The sequence below is a fragment of the Streptomyces sp. NPDC047043 genome, from assembly GCF_040644055.1.
Classification (GTDB): Bacteria; Actinomycetota; Actinomycetes; order Streptomycetales; family Streptomycetaceae; genus Streptomyces.
In genome coordinates this window covers 292,522-311,012 of the sequence record NZ_JBEYVO010000009.1, presented here as the reverse complement: position 1 = coordinate 311,012, position 18,491 = coordinate 292,522, and the positions used below count along the sequence as shown (strand labels likewise).

The following is an 18,491-nucleotide window of genomic DNA, read 5'->3' as shown; positions in this document are numbered from 1 at the left end:
TGACTCTCCCTGGTCAGGAATCGGACGGAACACGGGTCGTGGCGCGCTGATGCTCCGCTTCGCGGAGTTGGCCGCAGTTGTCGCGGATCTTCTCCACTGCACGTACGACATCAGCGAGTTCCGACGGGTCGTCGAGCAGCATGCCCGACCCGGCGGCTTGTCCGAACAGCACCAACCTGGTGCAGGCAGCACGGGCCTGCTTACACGACACGGTCCGTGAGTGAGCGTGGTCTTGAGCTGCGGCGTCGGCGTAGATCGGCTCGTCGGGACAGGCGATGAGGTCGCGGAGACCGACGGGGATGCCTTCCGCTTTCAGCGCGGCGCGGAAGGAACTGGCCGACGTGCCGAATGCTTCGGGATCGAGGGTGAACGCGAGGGAGAACCGGCCGTGCCTGGTTACCCGCGGGTCGAGATCGGCGGGTACAGGCCGCAGCCCAGGCACGCTGGACAGCGCGCTGGTGAGGAAGGCCGCGCCCTTCGTCTTCGCTGCGAGCTGCTGGTTTAGGCGTTCGAGCTGGACGCCCAGTATGGCGGACTGAAACTCACTGAGCCGCAGGTTCCAGCCCAGTTCGGGGTGGTGACCGGTGACGCCGAGGGGGCGGCCGTGATCGCGTAGCGATGCGATACGTGCCGCAAGCTCGCCATCTCGTGTGACGACCGCTCCGCCCTCTCCGGCGGTGATGTTCTTGGTACTAGCGAAGCTGAACACGCCGACTCTGCCCAGCGATCCGGTGTGAGCGCCGCTCCAGGTGGCGCCGAGAGACTGGGCGCAGTCCTCAACGATCGGGACACCGTGTTCGGCAGCGATGAGCCCGAGGCGGTCCATGTCGGCCGGGTGCCCGCCCAGGTGAACGGCGATGATCGCCTTCGTCTTCTCGCTGATCGCAGCTTTCGCGGACGGGGGGTCGATCGTGTGGGTATCAGGGTCGATGTCCGCGAACACCGGTACACCGCCGAGCACGGACACGGCGGTGGCCGTCGCCACGTAGGTCATGGCAGGGACGATGACCTCGTCACCGACCCGGACCCCCAGTGCTCTCAGCGCGATCATCAGTCCAGCCGTGCCGCTCGAGACCACCGCCACGTGCGGCACGTCGAGGTACTCGCCGAGCGCCCTTTCGAACGCCTCACCCTGTGATCCGCTGTGGATCCCGCCCCATCGGCGACTGGCGAGGACACCGGCAAGCGCACCGAGTTCTGTCTGGTCGAACTGTGGCCAGGGCTGGAAGACGCGGGTTCGTATGGGCTGCCCGCCGTCGAGGGCGAGGGTGGTCACGGCTGAGCCTCCTCTGCGACCCCGCGTAGGAGGCCGCTGTGCTCGATGAACCAGGTCAACTGCTGGTGGCGAGCAGCCGCGAAAGCCGGCATGCCGCGGATCTCGCCCTCGGGCGTGGTGAAGGTGCGCGTCTCCGCCGCCTGAACGGTGAGGTACAGGTCGATCATGATGGCACGGTCCGTAGCGGGGATCGGAGCGACGGCGTGGTACGCGTTCAGATAGTCCCGGAACGTTGAGCCAAGCAGCGGGGCGGACAGTCCTGGGCTGATGCAGGCCATGAAGGCCCGGACGATCTCATAGGGCCGCGGGAAGCGGGAGACTTGATCGAAGTCGATGAACAGGCGACGGTCCGGGCTGCGCGTGATGAGCAGGTTGTCGAGGCGTGCGTCGCCGTGCACCCAGCTTCGGGGCACGGCAGCCAGTGACTGCGCGTCGAGCCCGAACTCCGCGAGGATCTTGATTCGCCAGTCGATGGCTTCCCGGCTGGCTGCATCGTGAGTTTGCCGCCGGATCCGCTCCAGGTCTGCCGCGGGAGGGTCGGGCAGTTGAAGGAAGTCCGCGCAGCGGCCCTGCGGGCTGAAGCCATCGAAGTGGCTGTGCAGAGCGGCGAGCGCGGAGGCAAAGGAAGCCGGCCCAGCTCGCTCCGCGTGATCGACGTACTCGGCCACGGTGTACGTGGCGTCATCGACCTGGGCGGTCCACTGGTCATCTTGTGTGAGCCGCAGGGGCGGGGCGAGGCCGGCCCGGGAAGCGTGCTGATGTGCCTGAGCCGCGAGTTGAACGCGTGCCGGGTCGTACCGTCGGTTGAACCGTTTGACGACAAGCAGCCCCTGGGCCGTGGGAAGCACGGCGGACTGCCCGACATGCCCGCCGGGAAGCAGCCGCGCAGGTCCGCTCGCCTGTAATCCGTACTGGCGCAGGCACGCGGACAGCTCCGTCGTGCCCATCGTCGTAGTCACTTGGTCAGCACCCGATTCCCCATGACGAGCAAGTCCAGCCCCGAAGAATAGAAGGTGCGGATCGCATCCTGGGGGCTGCACACGATCGGTTCCTCCGCGAGGTTGAACGAGGTGTTGAGGACCGCGCCGACGCCGGTCCGGTAACGGAATCTCGTGATCAGCCGGTGGAAGAGAGGATTGGTGTCCACGGTCACGGTCTGCGGTCTGGCGGTGCCATCGATGTGGACCGCGGCCGGGATGCGGTTCCGCGCCTCGTCCCGCACCGGCAGCGTGCGCTCCATGAAGTACACCGCCAACTCCGGGCCGAAGTAGGTGGCGAAATCCTCGGCGAGGACGGCCGGGGCGAAGGGCCGCCATGGCTCCCGGAACTTCACCGCGCTATTCACCTGGTCACGAATGCGCACGCTGCGGGGATCGGCGAGGATGGAGCGGTTCCCCAGCGCACGCTGCCCGAGTTCCATGCTTCCCTGGAACCAGCCGATGATCTTCCCCTCGGCCAGCGCGTGTGCGGCGGCATCGGCCGGATCGTCCACAGCCGGCGCCCGCAGCTTGGCCAGGGACAGCGCCTCGTCGATCGCGGTCTGCTCAAAGGAGGGGCCGTAGTAGTTGTGCGTCATAGCCGGACCGCGCTCGGCCTCAAGCAGAACGCAGTGCGCGTACAGGGCCGCGCCGATGGAGGTGCCGCTGTCATCGGGGCAGCTTGAGATGAAGACCTCGTCGAACGGCGTCGAGGACATGATCTTCCCATTGAAGACGGAGTTCATGAACGTCCCTCCGCCCAAGGCGACTCTGCTCAGCCCCGTTTGCTGGTGCAGGTCGGCGAGAAGGTAGTGGAGGGCGTCCTCCAGCACATGCTGGACGGCTGCGGCGATGTCATGGTGCCGGGCGGTGATGGGTTCATCCGGTCGTCGCGGCGGCCCAAAGCGGTGGACGAACGCCTCGCTGACGGCACCGCGAGAGGGGCGAAGGTAGTAGCCGAAGTAGTTGAGGTCGAGGCGGATCGTGCCGTCGTTGAAGTCGATGAGGTCCCGGAGCAGCTTGTAGGCGGTGCTGTTGGGGTCTCCGTAGGCGGCCAGCCCCATGACCTTCCACTCGTCCCGGTCGATCCGGAAGCCCAGATATTGGGTGACTGCGCCGTAGAGCAGTCCTACCGAGTGGGGGTAGGGGATGGTGTCCGTCGTGGTGAAGGTGTTGCGGTTCCCGACGGCGCGCAGCGCGGTGCAGTCCTCGCCTCGGCCATCGACGGTCAGGATGGCGGCCGACTCGAAGGGGGATAGGAAGAAGGCGTTCGCCGCGTGCGCATCATGGTGATAGACGTAGTCGATGTGCAGCGGCTCACCGGCGGTCTGCAGGATCTGCGTGGCGCACCCTTGATACGGCGCGTCCAGCAGAGCGGCGAGGTTGTTTGGAATCGAGTAGAGCCCTTCGGGATGCCAGCGGGCGCGTCCGGCATAGCGGCCGTCGGGCACGCTCAAGTCGATCGTCGGGTTCGTGCTCACCGCGATCCGGTCCACGCCGCGGAGACCGTCGGGGACAGTGGACAGGCAGTACTCGATCGCGCGGGCGGGGAAGTCGCGTGCGTGCTTGCGCCGGGTGAAGCGTTCTTCCGCCGCTGCCGCCACGACGTGTCCGTCCTCGATCAGCGCGGCCGAGGAGATGTGCAGATCGCTGGCGATTCCGAGAATGCGCATCTTCCTCATCCCTCCACCGACACGCGGCACACTAGGTCTTCGATCACTCGGCTCGTCAGCGGGCCCGCAGTTGGCGGCTGGACCAGCCGGTATGTGGGAACCTCCGGGATCCGCATCTCGATCTTGCTCGTCGGGCCGGCCAAGGCCGCCTGCTGGGGGAAGACTTCGGCGGGACGACGCAGCAGGTTGTGCGTCCACAGCGTCCGGCGTTCGTCCTCGTTGAGCCTCTCCAGACGCGGTGTGACCGCGTCTGGATCAAGGCACGGTTCGATGGCCACGCCGAGACGGCATCGAGGCATCACCGTGCTGTCTGCTGCGGCGGCCAACTCCTGCGGGCGTATCCCCAGACGCGTCTCCAGGTCATCGCGGTGGGCTTCGACGCCGCCGAACCGCTGTGACCACCGGCGCATGAGAAAGGCCCGCAACGAGCTATCGCCCAGTGTCAGCACGCTGCCCGCACGGATCCCGATCTGGATGGGGAAGCCGAGAGCGTCCACGGCGTCCGAGTCCGTGTCTTGGACGAGGGCGAACTTGTCGTTGCTCACAAGGAGCGCCCCGAGGCTGTCCAGGCAGTGCAGCAGCAGCGTCGTCTTGCCGGCTGTCCGCCTCCCGACCAAAGCCACGCCCACCCCGCGCAGAGTGAAACAAGCGGCGTGGAAGAACGGACGACCGTCCCCAAGGAGTGCGCGGAGTACGAGCGCGCGCAGTATCCGGACCGCCACCAGCTTGGGCTCGTCACTGGTGGCTGCCGCCAGGAACAGATGGACCGTCGAGTGCGTGTCATCCACGAAGCAGACCGTGTCCGGCGACGTGGGCAGAACCGCTCGGCGCAAGGGCGGTGTGAGTCGGGCGTCCTTGACCGAGCCGATCAGTTCTGGGTTCACCTCATGAATGACAAGCCGTGCTCCGACCCGGGAACCTCCTCGTGCGAAGAAGCCCTCGGTGTACCAGGCCACGTAGTCGATGACCGGTGACGGCGCGATGATCTCAACCCTAGCCATCATGAGGCCGAAACGGTCTCGGCGAAGGGAAGCAGAGGGGCGACGTGCCCAGGCGTCCAGATCGTTGACCGACAGGCTGTCCTGCACGGATGTCACCTCTCGATCAGGTAGGCACCGCCGTTGACCAAGTCGGCCACGTGCCCCTCCAGACGATCGATGCCGCTGGTCGCCACGACCTGCTTGGCTTCTGCCAGGAGTCGATTCGACCGGTTCTTGAACGGGTCGCACACCTTGGGGCAGATCACCGGCAGCTGGCTGCGCAACTCTCGGCGCAGCTGGCCCTCCCAGACCGCCGCGAAGGACTCATCCAACGCGCTCCCGTAGCTGAAGCCGCCAGGCCGGGGGTGGTAGTTACACGGGTACAGACACCCGTCCGAGCCCACCGCGGCCATCAGATCGGTGATCGAGCACGTAGAACACGTCCGCGCCATCTCGGCAGTCTGGCCGACCCTGTGGATCTCAAGCAGCCGGAACGTATCGGTCGTCAGGTCACTGCGGATCTGCTCGATTAGCCGGGAGGCATGGCTCGCCTGGTCGGAGGTCAGCGGACGTTCGCCGGAGTTGTCCTGCTTCAAGCGCAAACTGTCAGCGCCTGCTTGACGGATCAGACGGGCAGCCGTGTACACCTCGTGGTAGTTCTCGGGATACATGACGAAGGAAGTGTTGATCTCCACTTCCGATCCGGTTTCGGCTCGGCGCTGCACCAGCCGAGTCAGGTTGGCCATTGCCCGCTCGAACATGACCTTGCCGGCCTTGCGGCCGCCGTACTTCAGGTCGGCGTAGGTCTCCGGTGTGCCGGCGTCGATGCTGATGTGCACGTATCCCGCTGGGAGCAGAGCTTCTATGCAGGCGTCGTCCATCAGCACGGCGTTGGTGAAGATCCCGTAGCGGATTCCGCGCTCGGCCAGGAGGGCGAATGCCGGGATCAGTGCCTTGCGGGCGACGAGGGGTTCGCCGATCAGTCCGGAGAACGACACCGCTTCCACTTTGAAGACATCGGAGCGGTCTTCGCCGCCCTGCCGGTAGGGAGCCTCAACCTCGTAGCCGACGATGTCGCCGATCAGCTTGAGCATGTTCTCCGGGCTTGCCAGCTGGTCCGGGAGTCGGTCCACCGCGTCCTTGGCCGCGTCCAGCATCACCAACTGCTCCCGCTGCTCGTCCCAAAGCTCCAGTGGGACGTGGTCTCCGATGCACCAGGCGCAGCGCAGATTGCATCCGCTCGACGGATGAATCAAGACCTCGTACGGGGGAACAACCGCCCCCTGGGACACAGCGGCGAAGCGCGCCCAGTGACGCCTGAGCACGTCGAGTTCATTGAAGCGACCGGGCAGGTCGCTGCGGACGAACGGAGCGAGCGGATTTGCCTGCACCACATTGGACATGCGAGAACTCCCGGGCGTTGTCGGTATTGGCCAAGATTCTGTGACGAGTTGGCGACTCCATGACAATTCACCACGAGGGCCGCACTGGTCGATGCCCGCTTGGGCCGCCGCCGGGTGCACGGGCGGCGCAGACCGGGCGTGCACGTCGTGGTCTGTAGTTATCGATGACCCCCCTTCCTGTCGTGACCCCGTCACTCAAGTCGCTCCCGGCGCTTCCGGCGAGAGCAGGAAGCGCCTGGCAGAAGACCTGGCCCAGAACGTTGTGCGGCAACGGGCCGGGGTCGGGCAGCTGCTCAAGGGGCATCAACGGGTGGCGCCCCTGGCCGACGCACCGCCGTCGCCACGGGCCAGGCATGGCAGGGCGGTTCGTGGACGAGTGCCGACGCGTGGGCGTCGCGCTGGACTCCGTCATCATCGGCATGCGCCACATCGGCGGCAATGGAGATACGCGCCGTCGCATCGGCGTCCGCTCCGCCCCGTACGGGGAGGGAGGACCGTCTTCTCCCAGCTCTGAGGCATGATCGGTTCTTCTCCCGTCGGGGGCGATGAAAGCGGCACGGAGATCACCTTGGCGGAATCCCGTGCCATATCTGGCGCGAGTTTGCCTCCACTCCTACATGGCCAGGAACGTGAGCGACAACGACTATCTTCACGGACGTGGCGGTTCAGCGCGCTGCGGCAACTTTGTCTGGCCTGACAGGAGTTGGCACATCACGCCTGTGATATCACTCTGGTAATGCGTCGCACCCTGAAGGCGCACGCCAGGCTGGCAAGCCGAGGTCGGCACCGGCTCGGCAGGCCAGAGTCGCCCTAGTCCGTGACTGCAAGACCAAGCCAGTGAGCTCGAGTGGGGCCTGGAGGCCATCGAACATGCAAACGATCTTGTCGATGTTCGTGAGGCGACGCGCACCCGACTCCAGCATCGACAGGAACCCCTGACTCAATCCAGTTAGCGTGACCATGTCATCCTGGCGGAAGTTGCCGATCTCTCGTACGAGGGTGCACAGAGTTCCGAAGTCGCGAGTTGCTAGCGCCTCCTGGACTCGCGCATCTGTCCATACTTCTGGCGGCACGCGAAGTGGCACCGGGGGCGAGTCGCCAGAGGTCCGAGTGCATCCACTGCAGCGGGCCTCACGGTTGTAGCGGCTGAGACGACAGCCGCACCGAGAGCACCGACGGTCGCGCTCGGCGATCACACCGGCCCCGGCAGTGCGCTCTCTCGACACAGTCGTCATCCCCTCGTTGTCGTCAGCCAGGCATGCTTGCGTTGAGTCGGCAACATTCGCTCCCCTGGCAGCAGTCGCGAGCTCAGGCGGGGGACGAACGACCTCCTCTCGATCGACACTCTGTAGCCGGATGGTTACCTTCGAAAGGGTGGACATGGGGGGCACTCTTTGTGTCCCCCTCTGTCCTCACGGTCTGCAGGTGTGGCGCGAGGCATACGTGCAAGACTCGCTAGACAGGGACGCCCGACGGCTAGGTGGAAGGCACGACATGATCGACGACCGCCCCGGCTGGGCGCGACGCATGGAGTCCGAACGTGCGGCTCGCGGCTGGAGCCCTCTCGATGCTGCCCGCGCCATGCGTGCTCACTCGACCGATGAGCTCCCCGATGAACGGACACTGGCGCGATCCTGGCGCCGCTGGGAGTCCGGCGCGGTCGAGCCCCGGGATCACAGGGCACTGATCGCGGCTGTTTTTGGCACGACCACCCACGCGTTCTTCCCCGTGGAACACCGCCGGGACGGAAACGCCGAGGTGCAGGACGTTTCAGGTATGGACACCGTTGAGATCGTGGCCCGGCTGCGGGCTTCAGATGTCGATGAGGCCACCTTGGACGCGTTGCGCATCACGGTCGACAGACTCTGCACGGAGTACGCCTACATGCCAGGCGACCAACTGCTGGTCGAGGGCAGGGCATGGCTCAACCGCGTCGTCAGCATGCAGCATCAGCGCCTCACGCTCGGGCAGCACCGTGACGTTCTCACCCTCGCGGGGATGTTGACCTTGCTCGTCGGCTGCGTGGAGTACGACAGTGGCGGCCCGACACGCACTCATGCGGAGGCCACCCGGCAGGCTGCACTGTCGATTGGGCGCGAGGTCGGGCACGCGGGCATTCAGGGGTGGGCACATGAGATGCGAGCGTGGTTCGCGCTCACGACCGGCGACATGCGCGGCGTCATCTCCGCAGCCGACGCCGGCCTCTCTGTTGCCCCCAACGAGTCCGTAGCTGTGCAGTTGCTCGCCCAGAAGGCCAAGGCATGGGCCAGGCTCGGAGACAGGCGCCAGACGGAAGTGGCGCTCGACGCTGGCCGCACTCTGCTTGAATCCATGCCTTATCCAGAGAACGTGCAGAACCATTTCGTAGTTGATCCGGGCAAGTGGGACTTCTACTCCATGGACTGCTATCGCAAGGTCGGTGACAACCAGATTTCTGAGACCTTGGCTCGCGAAGTCCTGCGAGCGGGGGTGGACTATGACGGGCGGGAGCGTTCCCCGATGCGCAACGCCGAAGCCCGGATCACCCTGGGCGTCGTTGCAGCCCGTGATGGAGATCTAGCAGCCGCCATCACTTACGGCGAGCAGGCATTGCGGGGCGACCGGCAGTCGCTGCCCTCGCTGAGTATGGTCGCCGGTGACCTGGACGCAGTCCTCACCCAGCGATACGACGCTGATCCCCAGGCGCGGGAGTTCGTTCAGCACATGCGCGCTCTGGGCTCGCGCTGACGCTGCTTGATCATGTCGTCACGCAACGGATGACGAGACCCTCTGCCTCTCGGCGGCGGATCCGCTAGAAGTCGTGCACGGCGAAGTCGGTGACTGGGCGGTGCCCGATCCGCTGGCAGAGGCCGTTGCTGGTGGGGTTGGCCAGGTCAGCGAACAACAGGACCTCGGCCGCGCCCGCCGCCGCTCGGCTCGCCGACGCTGTGGCCCGTCTTGTCACTGCGACCCGGCCCCCGCGTCGTGCGTTTTAACTCACTGCGGCCGTCCGGGGCTCTCTGCAGTCATTACGCGGGCATGGGGAGATGGCGATACCCGGCTGACCGCAGGGAGGTCACTTATTTCCGGACTTGCCTGTGGCCGCAATATCGGGCCTGTGAGTTCGAGGGGGACTTTCAGGCCGGCGAGAAGTTGGACGATTCTGTCTATGTTTGTGAGGCGACGCGCGCCTGTTTCAAGCATGGACAGGAATGACTGACTCAATCCAGTCAGCATGACCATGTCATCCTGCCGTAGTCGTCCGAGGGTTCGCACCAACGTGCAGAGTCTCCCGAAATCCCGCTCTGCGAGGGCTAACCGGACTTCTGGCACTTCCCAGACATGATCGGGTATGCGAAGGGTTGCCGGAGCCGTTACCTGCTGCCCGCGAAGACAGGCGCTGCAGTAGTCCTCCCTGTTGTATCGGCTCAGTTGGCAGTCGCACTCGCTGCAGCGACGCGTGCGAGAGGCAGTCTCGGGTGCCCCAGCAGTGCGCAGTCCTGACACAGGCATCCACTCCTCGGTGGGCTGGATTCGGTGACGTACGCCGCGACGACCGCAGGAGGACGGCCGCCCTGTGCCCGTCTCCCATGTCGTGGCCGCCCGCTGCCTCACCAGCGCAGTCGGTAGTGCACCCAGGCTGGCCCCAGTCGAAGCGAAGGACCCGGACAGACTGTCCGGGTCCGATTAGGCACGGGATGAAGCCTATTGATTGAACGTCAGAAAACTGCCCGCTCCGCCTCGGCAAGTACGGCTTCCCACGGGTACCGGCGGCCTGGCATCCCAGCCCGCGGCTCGGCGAGCGGCCACATCTCGTCCCCGCAGATCAGCCGAACACCCGCGCCGTGCAGGGCTTTGATGTGCCCCTCCCAAGCAGGGTGGCGGGCGTGCGCGGCGTTCACCCGCGGCCATACGACAACCGACAAATCGAGGGTCCCGATCGCCTCGTTCACCTGCGTCAACGCCTGGTTGTCCGAAATGCCCAAGGCGAGCTTGGCAACGGTATTGGCGCTCGCAGGGGCAACCACGTAGCAGTCCACCGGAGGGTGCGGGCGGGAGTCCCCGGGCAGACGCGACTCGGTTCGTACGGGCAGGCCCGTCAGCTCCTCAATCCTGGCGGCCTCTCCGCTGGAGCGGAGCCACTCACCTGCTGTCGGCGTGAGCGTGACCGCGACGGTCCACCCGCGCTCGAGGGCGGGTACCACGAGTCCCGTCCGCACCTCCTCGACTCCGCCAGCGCCTGAACCGACGACGCCCAGCACCTTGCCCTGCATCAACCTCATTGCACCGCCCTGCACCGTTGGGCCATGGCCAGCAGCTCGGACGAGTGTCTGCCGCCAGTGACCGGAGCCTGCTTCCTCAGATCGCGAAGAGTCTCCCGTACCCGCGGATTGTTCCGCACGAGCTGCGGCGACGTGCGCTCAGCCTCACGTAGCTCGTTGAGCGCGTCGTCGACGCGTCCACTGAGGCATAGGGCGCGGGCGTAGTCGATGCGGTGGGACACCGCGCGTTCCGGCGGCATGCGGTCGACGTCGATGCGCCCGTGGTCGATGACGTATGGGATGTTCTCCAGGTCCAGTTCGATGGAGACTCGGTGCAGTGCGACGTTCGTCGGGCCGAAGCAGGTCTGCCAGTAGTTCTCGTCGGAGCCGAGCCGATCAGCCAGCCTGGTCGCTCTCTCAAGCAAGGAACTGGCCATGGGCCTGTCCTGGTGGCGCGCCGCAGCCACTGCCGCGCGCAGGTGGATCATCCCGAGCAGGCTCAGGGCGGCGGGATCGTCCTCGTCGACCTGACGCGCAAGCCAGGCTGCCGCGGTGTCGCCCAATTCGAGGGCGTCCTCGTAACGCCCGTTGGCCAGGAGCGCATGCGTACCGGAGCGCGCAGCAGAGGCGAGTGACAGTGGATCCTCGGACTCGTCGGCGGCCCGCATCGCACGTTCGGCCGCGAGCCACGACAGGTCCGACTCGCCAATCTTGGCGAGTGCCGTTGCCGCCAGATGATGCGTGCGCGCGGAGACCACGAGGCCGCGCCGCCGTTGATCGCCGTGGGAAAGGTCTTCCAGCTCCTGGGCGGTCCGGAGCAGACCTGGGAGCGCGGCGATGACGTCCCCGAGAACGCCTGCTTGATAGTGACCCCAGCTGCGTTCCACGAGCATCTGGGCTTGCTCCGTGCTGGGAAATTGACTCTGTGCTGTCGGCCCGAACAGCAGCTTCGAAAGCCGGCGGGGGCTCATCAACGCATCACGGACAGCGGGCACGTCGTCCATGTGCTTCTGGTCGTCTTCCATGAGGAGGGGCTGCCCCATAAGGTCACCGAGAGGGACGCGTAGCACTCGGGCGAGCTCGGCGAGCTTGTCGATCCTCGGAGCCTTCCGGACACCTCGTTCGATCTTCGACAGCCAGTCGGCGCTACGTCCAACGAGTCCTGCGAGCACGGGCTGCGTGTAGCCACGGCGCTCGCGGTAGAACGCGATCCGCTCTCCGATGCTGAGGTGATCTCCGAGACCTCGCATGTGGGCTGCCTCCCGACTGTAGGTCTGCAATTCACGGTAGCGGCCAACCAGATCCCGGGATCAGGGAGTGATTCGGGTAGGTGGTGCCAGCCTCAGCATCCGGTCCCGGGGCCAGCGTGGGCCGGACACTCTGTCCGGCTGCGAGAGGCTCGGTGGATGCCTGGGCTGCACTGGAGACCTGAGCCCCGCGACAATTCCCGGACCGCCACGCGCAGAATCGGGGCGAGCAGCCTCCATGGACGGGAGAAGGCGGGAGCCGCCTCTCTAACCGCGTCGAACCGTCACGTACTCAATGGACGCACAAAGTTTGGGCAGAGCTTCAAGGCTGTCGAGGACGATGTCGGCACCAGCGGCGGCAAGCTCGTCTCCCGTGGTCTTGCCCGAGACCACCCCGATCACCGCAGCGCCACCCCCAAGGCCGGTGCGCACGTCCTCAAGGGAGTCTCCGATGATCACGGTGTTGGCGCGAGTGAAGACGGTCCCATACTTCGCCTGCGCGCGCTTCTGCGCGATGCCGACGAGCGCAGGGCGATGGTCGTCGTCAGAGGCAAACCCGCCGATTTCCGTATCGAGGTAAACGTCAAGGTTGAAGGCCGCAAGCTTTAGCAGAGCGTTCGGCTTCAGGTTGCCGGTGACGGCCGTCGGTACCCAGTGCTCGTGCTCGTGTACGACCCGGAGCGCAGCCTCCGCGCCCGGCATGAGGACGCCCTCGCTGCGGAGGTCTTCCGTGTGGGCTGCGAGCCGTTCGGGCAGCAGCTTCACCATGCACGGCAACAGTTCGGGGACCGCAGACTCTGGTACACCGTTGTCCAGGAGCGAGGAACGGATGGCGAGAGGCATGGTCACGCCGGTGCCGCGCGCAGGCAGACGCTCGGCGGGGCGGCCGACGACTTCAGCGAAAGTCTCGCGGTACACCTGACGGTCGATGTCTCCGACGTAGAGCAGGGTGCGGTCGATGTCCCAGAGGATGAGGGTCTGCTGTTCTGCCGTGTCCTTCAGTTCCTTGCTCCCGTCTCATGGCAGCCTCGCTGTTCACAGCGTGGCGACGAGTACAAAGACCCGCTGCCGCGCTGGGCCCGACAATCTCTGTCGTCAGCGCAAGGGCAGCACGGCGAGGGTGCGCCATCGGTAGGCGCGATCTTCGCGCCGTAGTTCCACCAGCTCAACCTGTCCGATTGGCACTGTGATGGCGGGTAGGTCATGCAGCGGCCTGATCGCCTCCCGCACCGTGTGCGCGTCCAGGGTGCGGTTGCAGTAGGCAATGCCTATGTGCGGGCGCAGGACGGAGGTCGGCTTCTTCAGCGGCAGTCCGCACTGATCGCTCGTAAGCGACAGGGCGCTGTGGAGGTTGATGAGTGGGGTCCAAGGGGCGACGCTGTAGCGGATGGCCCCGCGGGAAGCAGCCATCGGGATTGCACTGATGGTGAAGGCATCGGGAAGGCGGGCTGCCACTCGGTTGCGGAGCGCGTGAAGCTGGGCTGCGCTGACCTCGTTCGCGAGGCCGATCCGCCCCAGGGTCAGGTGCAGCCCATCCTCGCCGATCAGGTTGAAGTCGAGCGAAGCGAGCCGCTGCTGGCAGGACAGCATCTGCTCGGTCAAGGCTGCGGCATCGGCGAAGGTGAGCATCCAGTAGTAGGCGCGCGTGGATGCGTGCCAGCCTGGCCGGTCCCAGTGGTTATTCATCCGATCAACGGTGGCGAAGGCAGCCCAGTCGTGCGCGGCGATGATGCGGGGGTCATCAGTGCTGGACGGCGGGACGGCGGGAAACGCGGTGGGGCTGGCGGTCAAGAGCACTGGCGACCCCTCTCGCTCGCGACTATCCGTCCGAGCGTGTCATCTTGGCAGATTCAGCCACGGCGCGGGTCAGCGGGGAGGAGCGCCACACCCGCAGGGCTTCCCTGTAGCTGCGTACGGCCGGCAGGTCGCGCCACTGGTTGGTGCGCTCAGCGAGTTCTCCGGCGCGCTGGACCACGGACCGGATCGGCGGCCCACCGCCGGCGTCAAGAACTTGCTGTCCGAGAACCATGGCGTGTTCAACGTCAGGTCGTGATCCAGTTAGGAGGGCGGTGGCGACATCGAGACGGACCAAGGCTCGGCTCCAGTCGGAGTCGGATTGGGCTACGAGCCCGTCGATCTGCTCGGCGTACGCGATGACTTTGGAGGTGTCGCCGAGCGCAACGTGGGCGGTGGCGGCGTTGGCCAGGGTCCGGGCCACGCTGTAGGGGGCGAAGGAGATGCACGAGGTCAGCCCGTCGGGCAGCACATGCTTTCCGCTGAGATCTTCTGCCTGGGCGAGGGCGCGTTGGGCGCTCGTGGCGTCTCCGAGTTTTCCCAGGGCACGGGCGCTTCCGTTGGCCAGAAGGCGAATGGCTTGGGGGCTATGCGGATTGATGTCTATGCCCGCCTCGGCCCAGGTGAGGGCATCGGCGAAGCGCCCAGCGTAGTAGGCGCTCAACGATCGCGTGCCCAGTGCCCACATCATCAGATCTGGGTCGTCGATCTCAGCCGCGAGCGCGTGGGCCTCTGTGCAGTACGCCTCCGCCAAGACCTCGCGTCCGGCGTTCACGGCCATGTAGCCAAGAAGACCGGATGCCTGCGCAGCCAGCCGGAATAGGGCTTCACGCTGCCTGGGTGGCTGCTGTTCCTCCAACAACGGTTGAAGGTACGTGCGAAGTTCGGTCGCGACCGACACTAATTGGTGTGGACCTTCTTGTTCATAGCGATCCACGATGTCCATGATCTGCTGCTCCAGCATGCACAGCGTTGCCGGATCCACCTGGGACGAGGTGAGGGTGTTCAGCCGCTTGGCGATCTCGAGCGGGCTTTCCCACTCAGCTTCGACGACCGGAGCGTGTTGAACGCCGGGACGTGGGAAGGGAGTGAGTTCTGGTGGGACGCCGAGGCCGGTAAGGAACTCGACGATCTTGTCGATATTGGTGAGGCGCCGGCGGCCCGCTTCGAGCATGGAGAGGAAAGCTTGGCTGAGTCCGGTGAGCTGGGCAACGTCCTCTTGGCGCAGCGATCCACGCTGGCGGATCAGGCGTGTCGCATTACCGAAGTCCCACGTAGATAACGCTCGTTGAACGTCAGCGTCCCGCCACACGTGTTCGGGCACGGAGGGAGCGGCTGGGGTCAGACTGCATGAGCGAAGGCATGCCGAACACAGGGTTCCCGAGTTGTACTGGCTCAGTTGGCAGCCGCACCGTTCGCAGTGTCGCGGCGACTGCGCAAGCACTCCTGCCTCCCCGATGAACTCGGACCTGCTGGTCCAACTGCCCCTGGTGAAACCGCGATCACTCCAGTGATATCACCTGGGCAATGTGCGCACCGCGCGTTTTCCCACCACTCTGGGGTCTCCCGCAGTGCACAGCACCGCCGAACCGTCCGGGAACGGATCTTTAGGGCGCCTGCCTGCTGCTCGCGCTGCGGGATCACCTGTCCCTGATCTCGGCCACCGGAGTGCAAGGTGTTTTCGGCCTTACGTGTACGGATGGATCAGCCCTTGCCACGGATGCCCCAGTGGGATCCGGCGGCGCAGCACCGATCAGGCCGTGGCAGGCACCTCCGCCTGGAGGCCCGTTGTGGTCGTTAGCTTCTCCGCCGTTGTGCTCCTGGGCGTGATCGTCTTCCTCCTCGTGAAGAAGGCGGGCCTGAACGTCGTGCACGGCATCGTGTGCATTCTGTTCGGCTTCTTCCTGGCCAGCAGTGATGCTGCGCCGACCATCACGGATGGCGTGCAGGGTGCGGTCGAACTGATCGCGAAGATCGACTTCTAAGCCGACCGTTGGGGCACGGGCGAGCCAAAGGCTCTCCCGGCGGCCTTCCAGCTTCAGCCTCTCGTAAGCCGCGGGCGGAAGCCCCCGACCTGCCAAGGACTTCGATGTCGCTTATCGCTACTGCGGCCAATCGCCTCCCCTTCCACCGCATCCCGAGGGCCGGGGTTGCCCGTCTGTTTGGCAGCATTGCGGAGTCGGCGCTCCATGTCTGTCCGGGCGGTCGCTGATGCGCCCGGTGTATCACCCCGCTGGCGCGGATGACGACCTACGCGTTGCGCTGGTTGAACTGCAGGCAGGTCGTTGGAGGGCTGCTCGGGACCTGATACGCGGCACGCAGGCCCATTGGACACTTCGGACTTCACGCACTCAGGTGCTGGCGGTCGCTGCTGCGCGCTCCGATGTGGTCGATGTGTGGCTGGCTGAGGAGCCGGACAGCTACGACGCCCAGGTGATGCGGGCACGGGTACTCGCCGAACGCGCTCTGCGCGCACATCGCCAACAGCACCCGGGGGTGGCGGACCTCGAAGCCGGTGCGCGGCATACGGCACTGTTGGCCGCTCGCCGCGCGCAGCAGGATCCCGTGCCGTGGGTATGTCTGCTGGCCTTGGCGCAGATCGACTCCCGCCAGGTGCTGCGGGAGCATCGTGAATGGTCGTCGGAGCCGATGCTGCCGAGCGGGCCGTGGGGGCTGCTGCACGAGGTCAACCGCCGCGACCCGTACAACCGCGAAGCCTTCCACCGGGTGCTGCAGTTCCTGCTTGCGCGGGAGGCTCCCCGGGCTGCGTCGTTGGCTGCTGTCTTTGATTTCGGCAGGTGGGTGGCCTCGTGGGCGCCGGTCGGCTCGCCGCTGCTGCTTCTGCCGGTGTACGCGCAGGTGGAGCAGTGCCGACAGCAACTGGCGAATGGACGGGTCGATCCATTGTGGAGGCGGCAGTGGGTGGAGGAGCCGACGCTCACCTACACGCTCAAGGCCTTCGCTGAGTGGTTCCTGAAGGCGGACCCGCACTTGCGGTCCGTGGCCGACATGAGCCACCTGGCATATGCCTTATGGGTCAGCCACAACTTCGTTGAAGCGGCTGAAGTTTTCGCCGCCACGGAGCCTTACGCGTCGCGCGAGCCATGGGGCTCGGTGGCTGAAGGCCCCTCGACGCTGGACTTTGGTGAGGCGCTCTTGCTCCGGGCGCGAAGGGAATCGTTGTCCTTCGCCCGTACACACGGGCCACGCGTCGGCCCGCATCCCTGACTGCTCCACGGCAGCAACTGGTTGGCATGAACCCGACCATCGCACGCTCTTGATTCCGTCCCTCGTTTACTGGAGGTTGCTTCATGTTCCGCTCAGGCCCGAGCCGTCAGCGTGCTGGCGGCAAAGCCGATGACGTGTACTTGCGTGAGCTCGGCTACGAGCCAGTGCTCACCCGCCGCATGGGGCCGTTCGGCAACTTCGCCATCAGCTTCTCTGTCATCAGCGTCCTGTCCGGCTGCATGACGCTGTACGGCTTCGGCCTGGGCACCGGAGGCCCGGCCGTGATGATGTGGGGCTGGCTCGCCGTCGGCCTCATGGTGATGCTCGTCGGCGCCGGGCTCGCGGAAGTGACGTCCGCTTACCCCACCTCCGGCGCGCTGTATTACCAGGCCGAGCAACTCGGCGGGCGCAAATGGGGCTGGTACACAGGCTGGCTCAACCTCCTCGGTCTCCTCGGGGCGATCGCCGGCATCGACTACGGCGCCGCGCTGTTCACGGGCGCCTTCCTGAACCTGCAGTTCGGCTTCGTCCCCACGCCGGGCAAGATCCTTGCGATCTACGTCTGCATCCTCGCCCTCCACGCCACCCTCAACCTCTTCGGTGTCCGGTTGGTGAGCATCCTGAACGCCATCAGCGTGTGGTGGCACCTGGGCGGAGTCGCCCTGATCGTCGGCGTGCTGGCAATCGTGCCCGCCCACCACCAGGACCCGTCCTTCGTGTTCGGCGAGTTCGTCAACGACACCGGCTGGTCCAGCTCGCTGTACGTGGTGCTGATCGGGCTGCTGCTGGCGCAGTACACCTTCAGCGGTTACGACGCCTCCGCACATCTGTCGGAGGAGACCACCAACGCGCAGGTCTCCGCCTCCCGCGGCATCGTGCGAGCAATCGGCTGGTCGTGGCTGGCCGGGTTCGTGCTCCTGGCCGGGCTGACCTTCGCCATCCAGGACTACACCGCCACCCAGGCCACTGCCACCGGGGTACCGCCGGCGCAGATCTTCCTCGACGCCATAGGGCTGGCCGGGGCGAAGGCCCTGCTGCTCGTGGTGATCGTCGCGCAGCTCTTCTGTGGCAACGCAGAGACCGCTGCCGCCAGCCGGATGGTGTTCGCTTTCTCCCGGGACGGTGCCCTGCCCGGTTCGCACCTGTGGCGCCACGTCGATGCCCGCTCCGGCACGCCGACGCGCGCTGTGTGGCTGTCGGTCGGCGTGGCCGCAGTACTTGCGCTGCCATCGCTGTACAGCCCCACCGCGTACGCCGCGGTAACCGCGATCAACGTCATCGGGATCACGCCCGCGTACGCCATTCCGATCTATCTGCGGGTCCGTAACCGTCACCGCTTCCAGCCAGGTCCGTGGAACCTGGGCCGCTGGGGCGTACCGGTCGGGGTGGTCGCCGTCGCCTGGGTGACCTTCGTGACCGTGCTGTTCTGCCTGCCCCAGACGCGCCCGGACTCTGGACTCGTCTCCGTGACCACGTTCAATTACGCACCCATCGCCCTGCTGGTCGTGCTCGCCCTCGCGTCCGTGTGGTGGCGCGTCGCGGGACGCGACTACACGGTGCCGGCCGCCGCAGCCGACGCCAACTCGGGCATGGCGAAGATCCAGGAAGAGGTCGTGTGATGACCCACCAGTCCGCAACTGCCGGAACATCGTCACACCGCAGCGCCGGTTCT

The 18,491-nt window shown here is 66.0% G+C and carries 14 protein-coding genes and 1 pseudogene; 4 read left to right on the top strand and 11 right to left on the bottom strand.

Translation table 11 applies throughout. The features are described 5' to 3' along the window. Window positions 1-13: 13 nt before the first annotated feature. Genes ABZ880_RS16840 through ABZ880_RS16820 form a run of 5 tightly spaced genes read right to left on the bottom strand, consistent with a single transcriptional unit; the run spans window position 14 to window position 6,309 of the window. A complete protein-coding gene (locus tag ABZ880_RS16840) occupies window positions 14-1,276 on the bottom strand; it encodes a DegT/DnrJ/EryC1/StrS family aminotransferase (RefSeq protein ID WP_361262648.1) in 1,263 nt (420 codons plus the stop codon). Next, window positions 1,273-2,223 carry a phosphotransferase gene (locus ABZ880_RS16835; RefSeq protein WP_361262645.1) on the bottom strand — a complete coding sequence of 317 codons (951 nt, stop codon included), beginning with the start codon at window positions 2,221-2,223 and terminating at the stop codon, window positions 1,273-1,275. Before ABZ880_RS16835 ends, ABZ880_RS16840 begins: the two co-directional genes overlap by 4 nt. Before the next feature lie 8 nt (window positions 2,224-2,231). Then, entirely contained in the window at window positions 2,232-3,926 is a 1,695-nt protein-coding gene (locus tag ABZ880_RS16830; RefSeq protein ID WP_361262641.1) for a carbamoyltransferase C-terminal domain-containing protein, read from the bottom strand. A 5-nt stretch (window positions 3,927-3,931) separates the two neighbouring features. Further along, on the bottom strand, window positions 3,932-5,014 hold the full coding sequence (locus ABZ880_RS16825; protein ID WP_361262639.1) for a hypothetical protein: 1,083 nt from the start codon (window positions 5,012-5,014) through the stop codon (window positions 3,932-3,934). Window positions 5,015-5,019: 5 nt separating this feature from the next. Beyond that, entirely contained in the window at window positions 5,020-6,309 is a 1,290-nt protein-coding gene (locus ABZ880_RS16820) for a radical SAM protein (protein ID WP_361262636.1), read from the bottom strand. 1,494 nt (window positions 6,310-7,803) lie between these two features. Here ABZ880_RS16820 and ABZ880_RS16815 point away from each other — a divergent pair. Continuing rightward, the gene (locus tag ABZ880_RS16815; RefSeq protein ID WP_361262633.1) at window positions 7,804-9,036 is read left to right on the top strand and encodes an XRE family transcriptional regulator; all 1,233 of its coding nucleotides are present in this window, start codon (window positions 7,804-7,806) and stop codon (window positions 9,034-9,036) included. A gap of 64 nt (window positions 9,037-9,100) precedes the next feature. Here ABZ880_RS16815 and ABZ880_RS16810 read toward each other — a convergent pair. The 6 genes and pseudogenes from ABZ880_RS16810 to ABZ880_RS16785 form a co-directional block, all read right to left on the bottom strand. Continuing rightward, window positions 9,101-9,241 (bottom strand): annotated as a pseudogene (locus tag ABZ880_RS16810) (GNAT family N-acetyltransferase); the annotation flags it as partial. Window positions 9,242-10,007: 766 nt separating this feature from the next. Next, the gene (locus ABZ880_RS16805) at window positions 10,008-10,562 is read right to left on the bottom strand and encodes a flavoprotein (RefSeq protein ID WP_361262630.1); all 555 of its coding nucleotides are present in this window, start codon (window positions 10,560-10,562) and stop codon (window positions 10,008-10,010) included. A 5-nt stretch (window positions 10,563-10,567) separates the two neighbouring features. Continuing rightward, on the bottom strand, window positions 10,568-11,800 hold the full coding sequence (locus ABZ880_RS16800; protein WP_361262628.1) for a helix-turn-helix transcriptional regulator: 1,233 nt from the start codon (window positions 11,798-11,800) through the stop codon (window positions 10,568-10,570). Between the two features lie 264 nt (window positions 11,801-12,064). Further along, window positions 12,065-12,799, bottom strand: coding sequence for a haloacid dehalogenase-like hydrolase (locus tag ABZ880_RS16795; RefSeq protein WP_361262739.1), 735 nt, complete (start codon window positions 12,797-12,799; stop codon window positions 12,065-12,067). A 93-nt stretch (window positions 12,800-12,892) separates the two neighbouring features. Continuing rightward, window positions 12,893-13,594 carry a 2'-5' RNA ligase family protein gene (locus ABZ880_RS16790; RefSeq protein WP_361262625.1) on the bottom strand — a complete coding sequence of 234 codons (702 nt, stop codon included), beginning with the start codon at window positions 13,592-13,594 and terminating at the stop codon, window positions 12,893-12,895. A 22-nt stretch (window positions 13,595-13,616) separates the two neighbouring features. Further along, window positions 13,617-14,915 carry a helix-turn-helix transcriptional regulator gene (locus ABZ880_RS16785; RefSeq protein WP_361262622.1) on the bottom strand — a complete coding sequence of 433 codons (1,299 nt, stop codon included), beginning with the start codon at window positions 14,913-14,915 and terminating at the stop codon, window positions 13,617-13,619. Window positions 14,916-15,381: 466 nt separating this feature from the next. On the opposite strand from ABZ880_RS16785, the gene ABZ880_RS16780 reads away from it, so the two are divergent. From ABZ880_RS16780 to ABZ880_RS16770, 3 genes are all read left to right on the top strand, one after another. Then, entirely contained in the window at window positions 15,382-15,576 is a 195-nt protein-coding gene (locus tag ABZ880_RS16780; RefSeq protein WP_361262736.1) for a hypothetical protein, read from the top strand. A 226-nt stretch (window positions 15,577-15,802) separates the two neighbouring features. Next, window positions 15,803-16,819, top strand: a complete 1,017-nt coding sequence (locus ABZ880_RS16775; protein ID WP_361262619.1) for a hypothetical protein — start codon at window positions 15,803-15,805, stop codon at window positions 16,817-16,819. Between the two features lie 83 nt (window positions 16,820-16,902). After that, entirely contained in the window at window positions 16,903-18,438 is a 1,536-nt protein-coding gene (locus tag ABZ880_RS16770) for an amino acid permease (protein WP_361262616.1), read from the top strand. Window positions 18,439-18,491 lie beyond the last annotated feature (53 nt).